At 67.1% G+C, this 18,323-nt stretch carries 22 protein-coding genes; 11 read left to right on the top strand and 11 right to left on the bottom strand.

All coding sequences use genetic code 11. The features are described from left to right. Positions 1-120 precede the first annotated feature (120 nt). Positions 121-1,335 (bottom strand): M23 family metallopeptidase, encoded by a 1,215-nt coding sequence (locus OG326_RS39780; RefSeq protein WP_327142244.1) that lies wholly within the window; start codon positions 1,333-1,335, stop codon positions 121-123. A 544-nt stretch (positions 1,336-1,879) separates the two neighbouring features. Between OG326_RS39780 and sucC the strand changes: the two genes are divergently transcribed. From sucC to purH, 6 genes are all read left to right on the top strand, one after another. Then, complete coding sequence (gene sucC / locus OG326_RS39775) at positions 1,880-3,046, top strand: ADP-forming succinate--CoA ligase subunit beta (protein ID WP_327142243.1); 1,167 nt, start codon at positions 1,880-1,882, stop codon at positions 3,044-3,046. Positions 3,047-3,060: 14 nt separating this feature from the next. Further along, entirely contained in the window at positions 3,061-3,975 is a 915-nt protein-coding gene (gene sucD / locus OG326_RS39770) for a succinate--CoA ligase subunit alpha (RefSeq protein WP_327142242.1), read from the top strand. A 349-nt stretch (positions 3,976-4,324) separates the two neighbouring features. Then, a complete protein-coding gene (locus OG326_RS39765) occupies positions 4,325-5,293 on the top strand; it encodes a DUF5336 domain-containing protein (RefSeq protein ID WP_327142241.1) in 969 nt (322 codons plus the stop codon). A gap of 194 nt (positions 5,294-5,487) precedes the next feature. Beyond that, positions 5,488-6,945 (top strand): cell division protein PerM, encoded by a 1,458-nt coding sequence (locus tag OG326_RS39760; RefSeq protein WP_327142240.1) that lies wholly within the window; start codon positions 5,488-5,490, stop codon positions 6,943-6,945. A gap of 189 nt (positions 6,946-7,134) precedes the next feature. Beyond that, positions 7,135-7,788 carry a phosphoribosylglycinamide formyltransferase gene (purN, locus tag OG326_RS39755; RefSeq protein WP_327146742.1) on the top strand — a complete coding sequence of 218 codons (654 nt, stop codon included), beginning with the start codon at positions 7,135-7,137 and terminating at the stop codon, positions 7,786-7,788. Continuing rightward, positions 7,785-9,401, top strand: coding sequence for a bifunctional phosphoribosylaminoimidazolecarboxamide formyltransferase/IMP cyclohydrolase (gene purH / locus OG326_RS39750; protein WP_327142239.1), 1,617 nt, complete (start codon positions 7,785-7,787; stop codon positions 9,399-9,401). Before purN ends, purH begins: the two co-directional genes overlap by 4 nt. A gap of 101 nt (positions 9,402-9,502) precedes the next feature. On the opposite strand, the gene OG326_RS39745 is transcribed toward purH, so the two are convergent. Beyond that, positions 9,503-9,964, bottom strand: coding sequence for a hypothetical protein (locus tag OG326_RS39745; RefSeq protein WP_327142238.1), 462 nt, complete (start codon positions 9,962-9,964; stop codon positions 9,503-9,505). Positions 9,965-10,169: 205 nt separating this feature from the next. Here OG326_RS39745 and OG326_RS39740 point away from each other — a divergent pair, with 205 nt between their 5' ends. Then, a complete protein-coding gene (locus OG326_RS39740) occupies positions 10,170-10,739 on the top strand; it encodes a LysM peptidoglycan-binding domain-containing protein (RefSeq protein WP_327142237.1) in 570 nt (189 codons plus the stop codon). 88 nt (positions 10,740-10,827) lie between these two features. Here OG326_RS39740 and rpsR read toward each other — a convergent pair whose 3' ends face one another. From rpsR to rpmB, 4 genes are read right to left on the bottom strand one after another with little or no spacing between them, the layout of a single operon-like run. Beyond that, entirely contained in the window at positions 10,828-11,082 is a 255-nt protein-coding gene (rpsR, locus tag OG326_RS39735) for a 30S ribosomal protein S18 (RefSeq protein WP_327142236.1), read from the bottom strand. 35 nt (positions 11,083-11,117) lie between these two features. After that, positions 11,118-11,423, bottom strand: a complete 306-nt coding sequence (gene rpsN, locus OG326_RS39730; RefSeq protein WP_327142235.1) for a 30S ribosomal protein S14 — start codon at positions 11,421-11,423, stop codon at positions 11,118-11,120. Position 11,424: 1 nt separating this feature from the next. After that, entirely contained in the window at positions 11,425-11,595 is a 171-nt protein-coding gene (rpmG, locus tag OG326_RS39725; protein ID WP_297613398.1) for a 50S ribosomal protein L33, read from the bottom strand. Between the two features lie 10 nt (positions 11,596-11,605). After that, positions 11,606-11,842: a 50S ribosomal protein L28 gene (rpmB, locus tag OG326_RS39720; RefSeq protein WP_327142234.1), complete on the bottom strand. Its 237-nt coding sequence runs from the start codon at positions 11,840-11,842 to the stop codon at positions 11,606-11,608. A 101-nt stretch (positions 11,843-11,943) separates the two neighbouring features. Between rpmB and mrf the strand changes: the two genes are divergently transcribed. From mrf to rpmF, 3 genes are read left to right on the top strand one after another with little or no spacing between them, the layout of a single operon-like run. Beyond that, entirely contained in the window at positions 11,944-13,257 is a 1,314-nt protein-coding gene (gene mrf / locus OG326_RS39715; RefSeq protein ID WP_442790883.1) for a ribosome hibernation factor-recruiting GTPase MRF, read from the top strand. A 4-nt stretch (positions 13,258-13,261) separates the two neighbouring features. Next, complete coding sequence (locus tag OG326_RS39710; RefSeq protein ID WP_327142233.1) at positions 13,262-13,546, top strand: type B 50S ribosomal protein L31; 285 nt, start codon at positions 13,262-13,264, stop codon at positions 13,544-13,546. A 1-nt stretch (position 13,547) separates the two neighbouring features. Continuing rightward, a complete protein-coding gene (rpmF, locus tag OG326_RS39705) occupies positions 13,548-13,721 on the top strand; it encodes a 50S ribosomal protein L32 (protein ID WP_327142232.1) in 174 nt (57 codons plus the stop codon). Positions 13,722-13,792: 71 nt separating this feature from the next. Here the strand turns inward: rpmF and OG326_RS39700 are convergent, their stop codons facing one another. Then, entirely contained in the window at positions 13,793-14,017 is a 225-nt protein-coding gene (locus OG326_RS39700) for a hypothetical protein (RefSeq protein WP_327142231.1), read from the bottom strand. 270 nt (positions 14,018-14,287) lie between these two features. Beyond that, positions 14,288-15,298, bottom strand: a complete 1,011-nt coding sequence (locus tag OG326_RS39695; protein WP_327142230.1) for a DUF1906 domain-containing protein — start codon at positions 15,296-15,298, stop codon at positions 14,288-14,290. 194 nt (positions 15,299-15,492) lie between these two features. On the opposite strand from OG326_RS39695, the gene OG326_RS39690 reads away from it, so the two are divergent. Then, on the top strand, positions 15,493-16,299 hold the full coding sequence (locus tag OG326_RS39690) for a VOC family protein (protein ID WP_327142229.1): 807 nt from the start codon (positions 15,493-15,495) through the stop codon (positions 16,297-16,299). 76 nt (positions 16,300-16,375) lie between these two features. On the opposite strand, the gene OG326_RS39685 is transcribed toward OG326_RS39690, so the two are convergent. From OG326_RS39685 to OG326_RS39675, 3 genes are read right to left on the bottom strand one after another with little or no spacing between them, the layout of a single operon-like run. Next, positions 16,376-17,194, bottom strand: coding sequence for a hypothetical protein (locus OG326_RS39685; protein WP_327142228.1), 819 nt, complete (start codon positions 17,192-17,194; stop codon positions 16,376-16,378). 49 nt (positions 17,195-17,243) lie between these two features. Then, the gene (locus OG326_RS39680) at positions 17,244-17,963 is read right to left on the bottom strand and encodes a GTP-binding protein (RefSeq protein ID WP_327142227.1); all 720 of its coding nucleotides are present in this window, start codon (positions 17,961-17,963) and stop codon (positions 17,244-17,246) included. Next, complete coding sequence (locus OG326_RS39675) at positions 17,944-18,321, bottom strand: DUF742 domain-containing protein (RefSeq protein WP_327142226.1); 378 nt, start codon at positions 18,319-18,321, stop codon at positions 17,944-17,946. The genes OG326_RS39680 and OG326_RS39675 overlap by 20 nt, the downstream gene beginning before the upstream one ends. Positions 18,322-18,323 lie beyond the last annotated feature (2 nt).

Here is an 18,323-nt window from a genome sequence, read left to right as displayed (position 1 = left end):
GCCCGGAGGGCGGAGTGCCGGATGCCGGGGGACGTGGCGGGAGGGCGAAGGGGGATGCGCCCTGGAAACGCGAACTGCCCACCAGAATTCGATCTGGTGGGCAGTTCGTGTGTGTTGTCGCTAGTCCCGCTCGATGCCGAGGGAGATGCCTCGGGAGGCGAGCCAGGGGAGGGGGTCGATTTTGTTGGAGCCGTTGAGCCAGACTTCGAAGTGGCAGTGCGGGCCGGTGGAGAAGCCGCGGTTGCCCACGGTGGCGATCTGATCGCCCGCGAGGACGCGCTGGCCGACCGAGACGACGGCCGTGTCGACGTGGCCGTAGACGGTGATGGTGCCGTCATCGTGCAGGAGGCGGACCCACATGCCGAAACCGGAGGCCGGACCCGCGTCGATGACATTGCCGTCGGCTACGGCGTAGATGGGCGTGCCGATGGGGGCGGCCACGTCCACTCCGAGATGCTCCACGCCCCAGCGGGTGCCGAAGCCGGAGGTGAAGGTGCCGCTCGCGAATTTGGTGAACAGCGGGCGGAGTTTGGAGTCCGCGGCGGCGGTCAGATCGGCCGCGTACTTCTGGCCCTTCTGCAGAATGTCGTTGAACTGGTTGACATCCGCGGCGGTGCCGACATTCAGGACCTGCGGGGCGCCGCTCGGCGCGTCGGAGGCGAGGTTCTGGGTCGCGGCGAGATCGCGAACCTGGGCGGCGGCCTGGTATTCGACATTGTCGGCGTGCGGAGCGCTGGTCTCCAGACCGCTCTGCCCGGCGGCGACCACCGCGCCGGCGGCCACGGCCACCACCGCGGCGCGACCCTTGAGCGAGTGCGGCGGGCTGGGAACACGGTGCGAACCGGCCGCACGGCGGCGACCGCCGGAGCGGGCCGGGGCCGGCTCGGCCGAATCGCCCTCGGGCCCATGCTGATCGACGCGGGCGCCGTCACCGGAGAAATCGAGGCGGGCGCCGGAGGCGGTGCGGAAGGTGTAGACCGGCCGGTAATCGGCGGAGGGCGCGGGATCGGCGGGCGCATCCCATTCGGCGCGGGACTGCCCGGCCTGCTCGGGTGCGGCCCAGCCGTCGGCGGCGGGAGCCGACCAATCACCGGCGGCGCCGGTATCGGCGCGGGGCTCCCATGCGGCTTGCGCGGCCTGCCAATCGGGCTGGGGCTGGCGGCTCACCGCGGGTGCGTGCCAGGAGCGCGCGGCCTCCCAGTCGCCGTGCGAGACCTGCCCGCGAGTGGCCTGGGGTGTGGCGGAATGCGTTGCGCCGCCGGCATTCTCGGCCTCATCGCGATAGCGATGGCCGCGGCTGGCGCGCAGAGTTTCGGGGAAGGGGCCGTCGCTCATCGGAGCTGACCCTGGTGAAGCCGCGGTGCTGACGGAGTGCCTGCGGAGCGATGCTCTACCTGCGGAGCGCTGTGCTGCGTCAAGCCTGCCGTCCTCCTGTCGTGACCGGGTTGTGACATCGACCGCATCGACGGTAACGAAACGATTGCGGGTCAGCAAGCGATGGACATGGTTCGGCGCGCGTGTGTGACATTCATCACCTTAGGCGACGGAATTTCCGCACTGTGCTTTGGGTAACCAAGTGCGCCATGTCAACGACGACACGTAGTACTCCCGGTCACTCTCCGGGATTCGAGTGTCCTACCTGGCGCACCGTCAACAAGCTACCCGCGAGTAGCATTGACGAGGCGTTTTGTAAGCACAGAGACAGTACCGTGACCTGCGCCACTTAGGCTGTATGCGGCTGATTTCGGCTTCGTGTGACTGATTAGAGTCCGACCCGACCCCCTGGCCCTTTCGAGTGACATGCAAGCAGTCGCTACGGGCCGACCACGGGCCACCAACACAGACGTTGTCACAACAACGCAGACGAGACGGTGAGTACATGGATCTCTTCGAATATCAGGCGAAGGAACTCTTCGTGAAGCACGGAGTGCCTTCGTCGGAGGGCCGCGTCACCGACACGGCCGAGGAAGCGCGCGCGATCGCGGAAGAAATCGGCAAGCCTGTCATGATCAAGGCGCAGGTCAAGGCCGGTGGGCGCGGCAAGGCCGGTGGCGTGAAGTACGCCGCCACCCCCGATGACGCCTTCACCCACGCGACCAACATCCTGGGCCTGGACATCAAGGGACACATCACCAAGAAGGTCCTGGTCGCCGAGGCCAAGGACATCGCCTCGGAGTACTACATCTCCTTCCTGCTCGATCGTTCCAACCGCAGCTACCTGGCCATGTGCTCGGTCGAGGGCGGCATGGAGATCGAAGAGGTCGCCGTTCAGAAGCCCGAGATGCTGGCGAAGATTCCGGTCGACGCCGTCAAGGGCGTGGATCTGGCGTTCGCTCGCTCCATCGCCGAGCAGGGCCACCTGCCCGCCGACATTCTGGACGCCGCGGCCGTGACCATCCAGGCGCTGTGGGAGGTCTTCGTCAAGGAAGACGCCACCCTGGTCGAGGTCAACCCGCTGGTCCGCACCCCCGACAACCAGATCCTGGCCCTCGACGGCAAGGTCACGCTGGACGAGAACGCCGAGTTCCGCCACCCCGACCATGCGGAGTTCGCGGATATCGACGCGACCGATCCGCTGGAGCTCAAGGCCAAGCAGAACGACCTCAACTACGTGAAGCTCGACGGTGAGGTCGGCATCATCGGCAACGGCGCGGGTCTGGTCATGTCGACCCTCGATGTCGTCGCGTACGCCGGTGAGAACCACGGCGGCGTCAAGCCCGCCAACTTCCTGGACATCGGCGGCGGCGCCTCGGCTGCCGTGATGGCCGCCGGTCTGGACGTCATCCTGAACGACGCCCAGGTCAAGTCCGTGTTCGTGAACGTCTTCGGTGGCATCACCGCCTGTGACGCGGTCGCGAACGGCATTGTCGGCGCGCTGAACACCCTGGGCGCCGAGGCCAATAAGCCGCTGGTCGTCCGGCTCGACGGCAATAAGGTCGAAGAGGGTCGCCAGATCCTCGCCGACTTCGCGCACCCGCTGGTGACGCTTGCTCAGACCATGGACGAAGGCGCCGACAAGGCTGCCGAACTGGCCGCCGCCAAGTAAGGACACAAACCAAAATGTCGATCTTCCTCAACAAGGACAACAAGGTCATCGTCCAGGGCATCACCGGCGGTGAGGGCACCAAGCACACCGCACTGATGCTGAAGGCAGGCACCCAGGTCGTCGGCGGCGTCAACGCCCGTAAGGCCGGCGCCACCGTGTCGCACACCGACAAGGACGGCAACCCCGTCGAGCTGCCGGTGTTCGCGACCGTCGCCGAGGCCATGGAGAAGACCGGGGCCGACACCTCGATCGCCTTCGTGCCGCCCGCGTTCTCCAAGGACGCCATCCTCGAGGCCATCGACGCGGAGATCCCGCTGCTCGTGGTCATCACCGAGGGCATCCCCGTGCAGGACTCCGCGTACGCGTGGGCCTACAACGTGGAGAAGGGCAACAAGACCCGCATCATCGGCCCGAACTGCCCCGGCATCATCACCCCGGGTGAGTCGCTGGTCGGCATCACCCCGGCCACCATCGCGGGCAAGGGCCCGATCGGCCTGGTCTCCAAGTCCGGCACCCTGACCTACCAGATGATGTTCGAGCTGCGGGACTTCGGTTTCTCCACTGCCATCGGCATCGGCGGCGACCCGGTCATCGGCACCACCCACATCGACGCCATCGAGGCGTTCGAGAAGGACCCCGAGACCAAGCTCATCGTCATGATCGGCGAAATCGGCGGCGACGCCGAGGAGCGGGCCGCGGCCTACATCAAGGCCAATGTCACCAAGCCGGTCGTCGGCTACGTCGCGGGTTTCACCGCGCCCGAGGGCAAGACCATGGGCCACGCCGGCGCCATCGTCTCCGACGGTGCGGGCACGGCTCAGGGCAAGAAGGAGGCCCTCGAGGCCGCGGGCGTGAAGGTCGGCAAGACCCCGTCCGAGACCGCCGCCCTGGCGCGCGAAATCCTGGAGAAGGCAAGCATCACCGCCTGAGCCGTTCCGCCTCTCCGAATCTTTAGCGCCCGGCTGGGAGCCGTTGGGGTTGGGGACGCGTGGTGCGGTTCCGGTGGGACACCGATTTCGGGGGTGCCCGGGGAGTTACCCCGAACTCGCGAAATCAGGTGTCGCCATCGATATACGAGCATTGAGGGCCGTCTCCCCGTTGGGGAGGCGGCTTTCGCCGTTTTCGGGTCGTGGGGGCGGCGGGGGGTGAATCCGGCTGTGCGCACAGGGGGTTTCGGCTATTGCGGAATGGGCACGGCCGGTGGTAGGTGGTGCTCTCGGCGGTGCAGTGCAGTAGCGTCGGTGGGAGTTCGTGAACGACTCGATAGGAGACGACGACATGTCATACCCGACCGGGGGCTCGGGATACAACGGGCCCGCGCAGACGCCTTCCAACACGCCTGGATATGGCTCGCAGCCCACGGGTGGTCCCGCAGCAGGGTCGAGTACGACGGCCGCACCAGGCAAGGGACTTCCCTTCTTCCTCACCGTCGGCATCGCCGCCCTCGGTGTCATCAACTTCCTGCTCGGGTGGGCGCCCTACAAGGGCAGCAAGGAACTCAGCCTCACCTACAGCCTTTTCGAATCGGATCCGCTGCTCGTCGGCATCCTGCTCTTCGCGGGTCTGCTCGCGGGGCTGTCGCTGATCCTGCCCAAGCAGAACTGGAACGCCGTGGTGGCGGCCGCCTCGGTGGCGGGCTTCCTGTCGATCCTGTTCAACTCCTTCACCGGTGATCTGGCCACCAAGTGGGGTGGCTGGGTGATCGTGTTCCTGTCCTTCGTGCAGGCCGTGATCGCCGTGCTGGCAGTGCTTTTCGAGGCGGGCATCGTCAAGCCGCCGGCGCCGAAGCCGGCCGCGCCGCAGGGTTACGGCCAGCAGCAGTTCGGTCAGACCGGCGGGCAGCAGCAGTACCCGGGTTACGGCCAGCAGGCCGGTTACGGTCAGCCGGGTCAGCCGCCCGCGTTCGGGCAGCCGGCTCAGCAGGGGCAGCAGCCGGGTTACGGCACCGGTGGTCAGTACCCGCAGCAGCCGTCCTACGGGCAGCAGCCCGCGGGGTACGGGACCGGTTCGCAGCAGCAGCCGACCTATGGTCAGCAGCAGCCGTCCTACGGCCAGCAGCCGAGTGGTGGTTACGGCCAGCAGCAGTACGGTCAGCAGCAGCCCGCCGGTGGTGACGCCGCGCCGACGCAGCACTTCGGCGCCCAGCCGGCCGCGCGTCCGGCGCAGCCGTTCGGCGGCGAGCAGTCCGCCGACCCGTCCGCGGACGCGACCCGCTCGTTCCGCCCGGGTCAGGACGATAAGCAGTAGCGCTCGACAGGCGAATACGCGAACGGCCCCCGGTGAACATCGGGGGCCGTTTCGTATTCCGCCGCGAGAAAGCCCGATGAGACCTTGCTGACCTGGCATTACCTCATGAGTTGTCCGGCGCGCCTGCCACTTTCCGTTAGTGAGAGCTGCCACGCTGGTTTTCCATGAGTGCCCCGAGAACTACCCTGGCTCGCGTGACTGACGATCTGCGGGATGTGCCGCGTGGTCCGGTCTCGGCGGGTGGGGGCGGGTTCGGGTCGCTCACACCCGAGCGGGCCCGGGTGTTGTTCTTCGTGGCGGCGCGCGCGTCGGCCATTACGCTGCTGCTGATTTTCGCGGTGGTGTTCGGGACGCTGTTCGCGGCGGGGAGTGGGCTGTCGGGGGCGTCCGGCGCCATTGCGGCGAGCTGGCTTGCGGTGCATCAGGTTCCGCTGACGATCGGCCGGACGGCCATCGGATTGTGGCCGCTGCTGCCCACCGGGCTGATGCTGTGGCTGGTGGCGCGCGATTGTGCGCGGGCCGCCGATCACTGTGCCGCCGAGGGTGATTGCACGCCGACCGATCTGGCCTGGATCGCGGGCGCGGCGGTCGGTGGTCCGCTGCTGGTGACCGCGGTATGCCTGGCCGTGGCCGATGACGCGTCGGCGGTCGTGGCCCTGCAGCCGCCGAATACCTCGGTCGCCTTCGCCTGGGTGATCGGCCTGCAGCTGCTGGCCGTGGTCGCTGGTGTGGGCCTGCGGCACTGGCGCGATTACACCGATCTGCTGCCGATTCCGCTGCCGCACTGGGTGGTTCCGGGCGTGCGGGCCGGATTGCGCGCGGTGTGGCGACTGCTGGCCGTCGCGGGGGTGCTCACGCTGGTGTCGTTCCTGGTGCACTGGTCGCGGATCGGCGATACGTATCACAATGCCGGAAATTTCTGGGGCGCACTGGGTTTGACGCTGCTGTCGCTGGCCTACCTGCCGAACGCGCTGGTCGGCGCGGTGAGCGTACTGCTCGGCGGTGAGGTCCACATCGGCGCCGGATCGCTGGGCGTATTCGGTGTCGACGGTGCGCCCGTCCCCGCGGTGCCGCTGGTCGCGGCGGTGCCGTCGGGCCCGGCCGCCGCGTGGTGGTTCGTGCTGCTGGTGGCTCCCGCCGCGATCGGCGTGCTCGGCGGCCTGGACTGCGGCCGCAATGCCGGCGATCACCCCCGCGCCCCCTGGGCGACGCTGACCTCCGCCGGCGTCGCCGCCGTGCTGCTCACCATCCTCGGCCTGGTCGCCGGGGGAGACCTCGGCACGTTCGGCTGGATCGGCCCGAATGTCGCCGTCGCGGCAGCGCTAGCCTTCCTCTGGCTCGCGGTGCTCGGCTACGTGGGCGTACTGGCCGCCCGCTGGTTCGCGCCCGCACCGCCCGCCGACTACGACTACGACGATTCCGACTACAGCGCCGACTACGAGGACGACACCTACGACGACACCGAGTACGAAGAGGACTACTACGAAGACGACGAATACGACGACGACTACTACGACGATGACGACCCCGGCCAGGTGGTCGAGCTCGACGGCGAACTCCTCGACGACGACCCCGAACCCACCCCGCAACTACATCGAGCACCCGATGACTCCGAAATCCTCGACGCCGAAGTAGTAGAGGGCGACCACTGATTTCGTGAGTTCCGGGTAACTCCTGGGGTACCCCCAGAACTTTCGGGGCACCTGACCGCACTGCGCGAATGGGACCGAGTGGGCTGGTAGATAGGCGCAAGAGTTCCGGGGAGGCGGCCCCGCTAGGCTCTAGGGCAGGCGGTTGTATTCCGCCGTCTCCTTTCCGTCTGACATACAGGGAGTAGTGCGCTGAGTTCCTCGCCTGCCCAGCTGCTACCGCCGAGCGCGCCCGCGACGGTTGTCGTGCTCGCCTCCGGTACCGGTTCGCTGCTGCGTTCACTGCTCGAAGCCACTCGGAAGCCCGGGTATCCGGCCCGGGTCGTCGCCGTCGGAGTGGATCGCGATTGCGCGGCCATGGATCATGCCGAGGCCTTCGATATTTCGTCGTTCATGGTCGAGCTGAGTGATTTCGAGGATCGCGATGCCTGGGATCAGGCGCTGACCGAGATCGTCGATGCCTTCGCACCGGATCTGGTGGTGTCCGCCGGTTTCATGAAGATCCTCGGTCCGCGTTTCCTGAAGCGGTTCGACGGTCGCATCATCAATACCCATCCCGCGCTGCTGCCGGCTTTCCCGGGCGCGCACGGGGTGCGGGACGCGCTGGCGTACGGGGTCCGCGTGACCGGTTCCACCGTGCATCTGGTGGATTCGGGCGTCGACACCGGGGCGATCCTCGCGCAGGAGGCGGTCGAGGTGCTGCCCTCCGATGACGAGGCCACCCTGCACGAGCGCATCAAGGTTGTGGAGCGGCGGCTGCTGGCGGAGGTCGTCGCAGCGGTCGCGAATCGAGGCATTGTCTCCGATGGACGAAAGGCAGTTATCCCAGATGAGGTTCTCCGGTGAGTGAGCGCAGCGAACGGCAGTCGGGCTCAGCTGAGCGTAAATCCATCAAGCGGGCCCTGGTCAGCGTCTACGACAAGACCGGTCTGATCGAGCTGGCGTCGGGTCTGCACGCCGCGGGTGTGGAGCTGGTGTCGACCGGCTCGACCGCGAGCAAGATCGCCGATGCCGGCATCCCGGTCACCAAAGTGGAAGACCTGACCGGTTTTCCGGAGACCCTGGACGGCCGGGTCAAGACCCTGCACCCGCGCGTGCACGCCGGCATCCTGGCCGACACCCGCAAGGATGAGCACCTCGATCAGCTCGTCGAGCTCGGTGTCGAGGCCTTCCAGCTCGTCGTGGTGAACCTGTACCCGTTCACGCAGACCGTCGCCAGTGGCGCGAGCATCGACGAGTCGGTCGAGCAGATCGATATCGGCGGGCCCTCCATGGTGCGCGCCGCCGCCAAGAACCACCCGTCGGTCGCGGTGGTCGTCGATACGGCCGAGTACGACCGCGTGCTGAAGTCGGTGCAGGACGGCGGCTTCACCGTCGCCGAGCGGACCGCGCTGGCGGCCAAGGCTTTCCAGCACACCGCCACCTACGATGTGGCCGTCGCGAGCTGGATGACCAGTGTGGCCGTACCGGCCGCGCAGGTCGCCGAGGGCGTGGAATCCGATGCGGCACAGCACTTCCCGGAATGGGTCGGCGCGACCTGGAACCGTGATTCGGTGCTGCGCTACGGCGAGAACCCGCACCAGGGCGCCGCGCTGTACACCAGTGTGGCCGGTCCCGCGGGCCTGGCGCAGGCGGAGCAGTTGCACGGCAAGGAAATGTCCTACAACAACTACACCGACGCCGATGCCGCCTGGCGGGCCGCGTACGACTTCGACGAGCCCGCCGTGGCGATCATCAAGCACGCCAACCCGTGTGGCGTGGCCGTGGCCGCGGATATCGCCGAGGCGCACCGCAAGGCGCACGCCACCGATCCGGTCAGCGCGTACGGCGGCGTCATCGCGGCCAACCGCGAGGTGAGTGTGGAGATGGCCGAGCAGGTCGCCGAGATCTTCACCGAGGTCATCGTGGCGCCCGCCTATGCCAATGGCGCGGTGGAAGTGTTGCAGCGCAAGAAGAATGTGCGTGTGCTCGTCGCCACCCCCGCGCAGCGGCAGGGTGCGGAGCTGCGGCCGATCAGCGGCGGTCTGCTGCTGCAGGATCGCGATATCCTGCACGCCGAGGGCGACAGCGCGGCCAATTGGACGCTCGCGGCCGGTGAAGCCGCCGATGCGGAGACCCTGGCCGATCTCGAATTCGCCTGGCGCGCTTGCCGTGCCGTGAAGTCGAATGCCATTCTGCTGGCCCATGACGGTGCTGCAGTCGGTGTCGGCATGGGGCAGGTCAACCGGGTCGACTCGTGCAAGCTGGCGGTGGAGCGGGCCGGTGAGCGCGCCGCCGGTTCGGTGGCCGCGTCCGATGCGTTCTTCCCGTTCTCGGACGGCCCGCAGATTCTGGTGAACGCGGGCGTGCGCGCCATCGTGCATCCGGGCGGGTCGATTCGCGACAAGGACACCATCGAGCTGTGCCGCGAGGCCGGTGTCACGCTGTACCTGACGGGTTCGCGCCACTTCGCCCACTGAGGCACGTCGCGCACTGCGGCACAAAGAATTTCGGAGCCGGTTGCCGGTCGCTGCTGCGATCGGCAACCGGCTCCGTTGTTTTCGGGACTACCGGTACGGAATTATTTGCCGCTCAGTACTTTCCGATCCGCCAGCGGGGCTTTGAGCTGGACTTCCAGGGTGCCGAAGACGGCGATCATGGTGCACATGCGGCCGACCGCGTCGGGCAGGGTGCCCGAGCGCAGGTTGACGGTGACGGTCTTGTCGGTCTCGGTGGTGGTGGCGTCCACGCCGTAGCACTCGGGGGAGCCGGTGGTGAAGTTGACCGCGATCTTGTTGTCGCCGACCCGGGTCCAGCTGTCGAACTGCAGGGGGTGCGTGTTCACAATGGTCGGATCGGCGGTGAAGGGGCGGCCGGGCTGGCCCTGCGGGGCTTCCACCGGGTCCGGGACGGCCGAGGTCTCGGTACTCGTTTTCGGCTGGTCGGCAGTCTTTCCGGTGTCTCCGCAGGCGGCCACGGTCACGCTCAGGAGTGCGGCGGTGGCGGTGGCGATCAGGGCGCGGCGGCCCCAGGTCCCGTACATGGCCACCACCCTAACGGTCCGACCGGTCGGGGCGGATATGTCCGCGTGGCGAACACCCAGCGACAGTGAGCCAAATTATCCGAGGACTCGGCGCGTAATCACCACGCGGACCGGGGGCGGACCAGTAACCTCGGTACCAGATGTGCGAATGCACTTACGCGCCATCGACTTATCTAATGATCTCCCCTTCCGGAAAGGACACACCGTGGGCGACGCATTGAAGGTTGGCGAAGAACTCGGTCTCGGACAGTCGCTCAAGGGCGGCGCTTATTCCTTGACTCTGCAAGATGATGGCAACCTGGTGTTGTCGGACCCCAGCGGCAAGGTCGAGTGGGCCTCGGGCACCAACGGCAAGGGTGTCACCCGTGCCACGCTGCAGGCCGACGGCAATTTCGTCCTGTACAAGGAAGACGGCGGCGCCGAGTGGTCCACCAGCACCGACGGCAAGGGCGTCGAGCGCCTCGTCGTCCAGCCGGACCGCAATGTCGTGCTCTACGGCACTGACGGCAGCGGCGTCTGGTCGACCGGCACCAATACCGACAGCCCGATCCAGGCCGAGACCGAGACGGTCGCCGCCGCGGTCGACGAGCCGGTTCCGGCTCCGGTCGAGGCTCCGCCGGCCGCGCAGACCTACACGGTCGAGCCGGGCGACACCCTGTGGGCCATTGCCGAGCGCTTCTACGGCGACGGCAACCGCTTCCAGGACATCGCCAATGCCAGCGGTATCGCCAACCCCGACGCCATCGACGTCGGCCAGGTCCTGACCATCCCGTAAATCGCGGATGCGTCACACCAGCTGAACGGAGCGCCCCAGATGCGAAAGCATCTGGGGCGCTTCATTTTTCGTCCAGGGAGGCGAGCCGCTACCGGCTCGTGAACGGCAGCAGTGCCATTTCGCGGGCGTTCTTCACCGCGATGGCGACCTGGCGCTGCTGCTGCGGGGTCAGGCCCGTCACGCGGCGGCTGCGGATCTTGCCGCGATCGGAGATGAACGTGCGCAGCAGGTTCACGTCTTTGTAGTCGACGACTTCGATGCCGGCCGCGATGAGGGGGTTCTTCTTGGGCTTGCGGCCCGCTTCGGCCCGGACCTTCTTCGACGGTGCTCGCTTCACTGCCATATCAGCGGTTCCTTACTCACGAGATCTGTGGATGCTTACCAGCTCGATTTGTGTACACCGGGCAATTCTCCGCGGTGGGCCATCTCGCGTACGCGTATTCGTGAGAGGCCGAACTTCCGGAGGTGACCACGGGGGCGACCGTCCGTGGCGTCCCGATTGCGCAATCGTACCGGACTGGCATCACGCGGCTGCCGGGCGAGGGCGGCCTGTGCGGTGGCCCGATCCTCCGCTGAGCTGGTGGGTTTGCGGATGATCTCCTTCAGTTCCGCGCGCCGCTCGGCGTAGCGGGCCACGATCTGTTTGCGCTCTTCGTTTTTGGCGATCTTGGATTTCTTGGCCACGTCACCGGCCCTCGCGGAATTCGACGTGCTTGCGGACGACGGGGTCGTACTTGCGCAGCGTCATGCGGTCCGGGTTGTTGCGCCGGTTCTTGCGGGTGACGTAGGTGTATCCGGTCCCGGCGGTGGATACGAGTTTGACGATCGGCCGGAGTTCGGTCGATTTCGATGCCATCGGTCTCTCCTCAGATCTTCTGGCCGCGGGCGCGCAGCCGGGCGACGACCGCTTCGATGCCGTCGCGGTCGATGGTTTTGATGCCCTTGGCGGAGACGGTGAGCGTGATGCGGCGGCCTTCACCGGGCAGGTAGTAGGTCTTGCGCTGGATATTGGGGTCCCAGCGCCGGTTGGTCCGGGTGTGTGAGTGCGATACGGACTTGCCGAACCCCGGCTTGCGACCGGTGACCTGGCAGATGGCCGACATGGACGCTCCTTCCTGATGATGACAATCGTTTTCGACAACGGGTTTATTCCAATGTACGCTGAGCCCTCGGTAAATGAAAATCATTGTCGAAAGGAGTACCGGTGCCATCTCCCACACCCGTGCTGGTCATTGCGGGACTCCCCGGCCGGGCCGCGGACGGCGTGCGGCAGGCGGCCCGCCGGCTGGGCGCGGAGCCCGGCACCGTCGTGGTCCGTCACGATCTGACCGAACTGCGCGAAGGCGTGGTGCGCCGCACGGTGCATCTGAACGGCCGTGCGGATGTGACGGTCCTCGAGCTGGCGCACGGTTGCGTCTCCTGCACGCTGCGCGCCGATCTGCTGCCCTACCTGTGCGTGCTCGCACAGCGGGATTCGGTGCGGCGCATAGTGCTTGCGCTGGATCCGGCCTTCGAGGCCGAGGCCGTCTGCCAGGCCATCCGCGATGTGGTGGTCACCGGCGTGATCGGCCGGGTCGACGGACCGGCCGCCCGCAATGTGCGTATCGAAGCCGTGCTCACCTGCCTGGACGCCCGGGACTGGCTCGCCGACGCCACCGGCGACGAAACCCTCGCCGAGCGCGGCCATGCCACCGTCGACGACGATCGCACCGTGGCGCAGCTGGCGGTCGGCCAGGTCGAATTCGCCGATGCCCTACTGGGTTTCGACGGTGATGCGGATCCGGACGAGCGCATGCGGACGGCCGCGGTACTGGCCCGCCTGGCGCCGGGTGCGCCGATCGCCTGGCTGGACGAGCCCGCATCCCTCGGCGGGTCCGCACCCTCCGAAATGCTGCGCGCGGATGCGCTTTTCGGCCTGCTCGACCGGATTCCCCCGGAGGCGCGCCGCGGCGCGGGTTTCGATCCGCACACGTCCCTGCTGCGCGGTCAACCGCCGCTGGAGCCGGATTGCGGTGTGGCACTGGTGGAATTCGACACCGATCGCCCCTTCCATCCGGACCGTCTGCACTCGGCCATCGATGTGCTGCTGGACGGTGTGGTGAGCGCGCGCGGCCGGGTCTGGCTGGCCACCCAGCCCGATGAGGTGGTGTGGCTGGAGTCGGCGGGCGGTGGCATGCGGGTCGGCGGGGCCGGAAAGTGGCTGGCCGCCATGACTTCCGAGGAACGCGCCCTGGTCGCTCCCGAACGCGATCTCATGGCCGCGCTGCGCTGGCACGAGCATTTCGGCGACCGGCACACCTCGCTGGTGATCCTCGTGCACGACGCCGATGCCGAGGAGATCCGGCATGCCCTGCACTGGGCGCTGGTGGACGACGACGAGCTGCGGCAGGTGCGTTTCGCGCCCGATCGTGTCGCCGGGTGGGCGGATCCGTTCGGCGAGCAGCACGAGGAACCTTGCGACACAACCCGATCCACGCCGGCGACCGGCGACGGCGGCTCCCGCCAGAACGAAAGGTGATGCGATGAAAGCAGGAATCCACCCCGATTACCATCCGGTGATCTTCGAGGATGCGAGTACCGGAAAGCGTTTCCTCACCCACTCGACCGCGATCTCCGACCGGTCGGTGGAATGGGAGGACGGTAATTCCTATCCGCACATGATCGTCGATGTGACTTCCGATTCCCATCCGTTCTGGACGGGTTCGCAGCGAGCCCTCGATACGGCGGGTCGCGTCGAGAAGTTCGAACGCCGATACGGCAAACGCATACGCGGCGCGAGTAATTCGACTCCCGGACAGGAGAACTGACATGGCTGTTCCGAAGCGGCGGATGTCGCGTTCCAATACCCGAAGTCGCCGCGCGCAATGGAAGGCCACTGCGCCCGATCTTGTTCCGGTCACGGTGGCCGGTGTAGTGCATCGCATACCGCGCAAACTGGTGCGCGCGGTGCAGCGCGGAATGATCGATCTCGACAAGCTCTGAGCGGTCCCGGGGAGGGACGACACTGCGGCGCCGGGTGCTCATGCGAGCACCCGGCACCTGCGTGGAGGGGTCTAGCCCTCCTTGGCTGCCAGGTCCGCGAGGGTGGATGCGAGCTGGAAGTACTTGTTCTTGGCCAGGTCGGCGATGGTCTTCACACCGAGGGCCTCGAGCAGCTGCACATCGTGCTTCTCGGTGAGTCCGGCCAGCGCCGACGGCGGGGCCGCGAGGATCTCCGCGAGAGTCTTGTTTTCGTACGCCTTGTCGAGAGCTTTGTCGAGTACCACGTTGACGGCCACTTGAGCCTCCTTCGATAGAGCACGTTCGGACCCAGCCGACGATAGTGGGAATGTCGCTGCGCCACCATAGATCTGCTCACGTGTTGCGTAAGGGCAGGTGGGCTGCCTTTGTGCAGTGGGTCGAAAAAGTCTTCTCAAAGTTGTGAATTCGTGCTGTTGCGACGGTATCCTCGTGGCCGAGGGCGGGTTCTTCTGACAACAGAAGAACCCGCTCATCGCCACTTCTGAGGGTGTTCCACCGCATTTACCTGCCGGAGAAATTCCGACAAATCAACCAATTCGGTTGTCCACTGTGGCAACAGGACTGGCCGCTGTGGTGGTTTGTCCGTTCTTCGGGCTTTCACCCCATCCGGGCAGCGGCAGCGCCGGCAGCATCTGCTCCAGTCGGGCGAGCTGATCGGCGACCGCCATGGCCGGTCCCTCGATGAGCGAGAGCGGGAAGGGCCAGTGATTCCCGGACAGCCGGGTCACCTCACTGGTCAGCTCGTGGGTCGTCGCCTCCAGATCGCTGATCTCCGTGCGCAGTTCATCGATCTTGGCGAGCGCGGCCGCCAGGCCGTCCACCACCGTATTGTGCTGTCCTGCCGGATCGTCGCCGAGCTGCGGCCAGCCGGCCAGTCCGGGGCCGCGCAGCTGGGTTTGGATATCGCGCAGTATTTGGTCCTGTTCGGGCGTCAAGTCCTGTTCCTCCGGTTCGAAGTCCCACTGGCCGAAATCCACATCGTCGGATTCGTTCACATCGCACTGCACACCGGCGACCGTGACCTGCGCCCCGGTCTGCAGAAGCTGCGCGCGCGGTTCCCGATTGCTGCCCGACCAGGCCACCGTCTGCCATGCCCAGGTCGCCGACCCGGCATCGAGGGCCCGGCTCACCGGCCAATACCCGCCGTAGATACCGACATTCGCCCGCCCCAGCACGCTGGCCGCACCGTCGAGATAGGCGGCGATGGCGGCCTGCTGCTGCGGGGACGCGTCGAAGTCCGCGGAGAAGTAGATGGGCCGATCCGGCCGTCCGCCGCAGCGCAGCACCACGGCCAGCCCGGCGCGCGCATCGGTGACGCCCGCGCCGAATCCGTCGAGCATGCGGGCGGCCGTTGTCTCCCAGTTGGACACGATCGACACCTGGTGCGCGCGTAGATCGTCGGCCTCGGCGGGGGTGAGCAGCTTGCCAGGCAGCGTGGGCCCGCCATCGGAGAGATAGCGGATGACGAAATCGAAACCGGCCGCCCGGATGGCGCTCGCGGGGGGCCGGCCTGCGGCGTAATCCAACCCGAAACGCATGACAGTCACTGTAATTCGCGAGTCGCGCCGGGGGTGCCGCATTCCCGAAGTCGGGGGTCATCGACCCGGCCGAACCCTCTGAATTTGTCGAGACGGAGTGGTTGACTGGGTGCGGCCGTGTGAGCGGCGTCACGTCAGGTTTGTCGTTTGCACTTACAAATGTCTTTGCATTACTTCAGAAACGGAGATAACCGATGCCTGTTCGCAACGAGGCGTGGTCCCCGGGTACACCGTGCTGGATCGATTGCCAGGTCGACGATCCGGTCAAAGCCGGTGAGTTCTATGCGGAACTGTTCGGCTGGGACGTCCACGGCGGCGGGGAAGAAACCGGGGGGTATCTGATGGCCCTGCGGGAGGGACAGGCCATCGCGGGCGTCGGTCCCAAACCCGAAGCGGGCGTGCCCTCGGTGTGGACCACCTACTTCGCTGTCGCGGACGCCGACGCCAGCGCGGAACGCGTCACCGCCGCGGGCGGGCGAATGCTGGTGCCGCCCTTCGACGTCATGGAATTCGGCCGCATGTTCGTCGCCGCCGACGTCTCCGGCGCACCCTTCGCGGTGTGGGAGGCGCGAGCGCACAATGGCGCGGCCGTGCACAACGAGCACGGGGCCTACGTCTGGAACGATCTGCACACCGGCGACTACGAGGCCGCAAAGGCCTTCTACTCCAGCGTCTTCGGCTTCACGGTCACCGAATTCGGAGACAGCGCAATGCGTTACGGGACGCTGGTGCCGCCGGGGGCGAGCGAGCCGGTCGGTGGCATCAATGACGACACCGCCGCCGGCGCCGCACCCGAACAGCCGTACTGGCTCACCTGGTTCCAGTTCGACGGACTCGACGAGGGTTTGCGCCGGGCCGCGGAACTGGGCGCCACCGTGCTCCTGCCCGCACAGGACGGGCCGTTCGGCCGCATGGCCGTGCTGGCCGCGCCGCAGGGGGAGATGTTCGCACTGCTCGATCCGGCGATGACGGTGGGGGAGACGCCCGCACCCGAGGGCTGAACCGCGCCGTACGCCTCGGGCCGGGTCTCCTCGTCGGAACGAGGCGACCCGGCCCGGAGGACGGTGGTGGCGGGCGCTAGCGCGCGGACACCTTGGCGCGGCCGCTCTTGCGTGACGAGACCGCCAGCGAGGCGCTGTGCGACAGATCGATTTCGGGGCCCAGCGGCGCCTGCCGGGCTTCCCGCCGGTCCGGCGCGACCAGGATCGCCGTGATCGGAACGGCAAGCGACAGTGAGCCGATGATGAAGAACGGCACGAAGAAGTTGAAGAGGTCGTCACCCTTGGGCAGCGACGCGGCCGGATCCACGTGCACCTGCAATCCGGTGAGTCCGGCGTAGTGCATGCCGGTCACCAGAATGGCGTAGGCCAGCGACCCTGCCATGAGCACCGGCACCGACTTGGCCCACAGGCTGAACCACAGCAGCAGCGCCGACAGCAGCGCCGCGATCACGTACACCGCGATCACCGACACCAGACTGCGGTCGGTGGTGCCCTGCACCTGCACCGCCGAAAGCAGCAGCAGGTGAACCGATCCCAGTCCGCCCGCCGTGACCAGCGAGGCGGCGGTCAGTCGCCACCAGTTCAGGACCTTGCCCGCGATCACCAGGCCCGCGAACACCGTCAAACCCGACAGTGCCGAGAACAGCGTGGTCAGCAGGCTGTCATAGCGGACCTGACTGCCCTTCACACTGAAGCCGAGCATCGATACGAACACCGGCATGGCCATGCCGACGCCGCCGATGGAACTGGCGGCGACGAACAGCCACAGCAACCGGAATCGGAGCGTGACCGACTTGGTGGACTGGCGAATACATGCCAGCCCACACGACGCACCGGCCACCGACACGATCAGTGCCAAGCCGATGACCCAGTAGCCCATTGAGAAATAGATCACCCGGAAACCCCTGCCTACCTACGTCATCTCCAGCTGTGAGCGTGAATGTCTAGCTGCGGCGCGCTGTTTCGCGCTGTGCGTTCATCAGCCGTTCGATCGCGTACTCGGTGACCGCCGCCAGTGTCCGCCGGACCTCGCCCGCGTCCCGCGCGTCGATATCGACGATCGGCACCCCCTCGCGCACGCTGAGGGCCTCTCGCAGTTCGGCGACCGGGAAACGCGGCGCGTTCGGGAAGCGGTTCACCGCAATGAGGAACGGCAGCGATTTGGCCTCGAAGAAATCGACCGCGGCGAAGCTGTCCTCGATGCGACGGGTGTCGACCAGCACCACCGCGCCGATGGCGCCCTTGATGAGGTCGTCCCACATGAACCAGAACCTGCGCTGTCCGGGTGTACCGAACAGGTACAGCACCATATTGCCGGGCAGGATGATGCGCCCGAAATCCATGGCCACCGTGGTGGTTTCCTTGCCCGGCGTGGCGGCGAGATCGTCGACCCCGTCCGACATGGCGGTCACCATGGCCTCGGTGCGCAACGGCACGATCTCCGAGACCGCGCCGACGAAGGTGGTCTTGCCCGCGCCGAAACCGCCCGCCACCACGATCTTGGTGGAGGCGACGGCCCGGAACTCCTCGCCCGGACGGGGCGGGTACTGCTGCTGCGCTACACCCGGATTCGCGAACTGCTGGCCGGGATACTGGGGCCCGCCGTTGGGGTACTGCGGCGCACCCCCGTTGTAGCTCCCGCCGTCAAAGGGCGCGGAGTCCATGCAGGGTCCTCTCCATCAAAGAGCGGCGCTCGTCGAAAGTCGCCTGGTCGCTCAGAGTCGAATGCACGCGGAGGGTCCCGGCGACGACGAGATCACCGATCACCACCCGGACCATTCCCAGAGGTCGCTGCAGATGCGCGGCGATCTCGGCGACCGACAGCCGGGCCGTGCCCAGCCGCAGGATCTCGGTGCGGATGTCACCCGCGGGCCAGTCGAAATGGGCGGTGTAGGACAGTGTTTCGACGACCGCCTCGAGCGGCAGATCCACTGCCGGTTCGGTGCGACCGGAGGTCAACGCATAGGGCCGGACACGGCTGGTGGGCCGAGTGCCTCCGACTCCCCCGTTCGGAGATGTCATCG

Origin of the sequence: Nocardia sp. NBC_01327 (assembly GCF_035958815.1) — a bacterium.
Classification (GTDB): domain Bacteria; phylum Actinomycetota; class Actinomycetes; order Mycobacteriales; family Mycobacteriaceae; genus Nocardia.
This window is presented reverse-complemented; position numbering and strand designations above follow the sequence as displayed.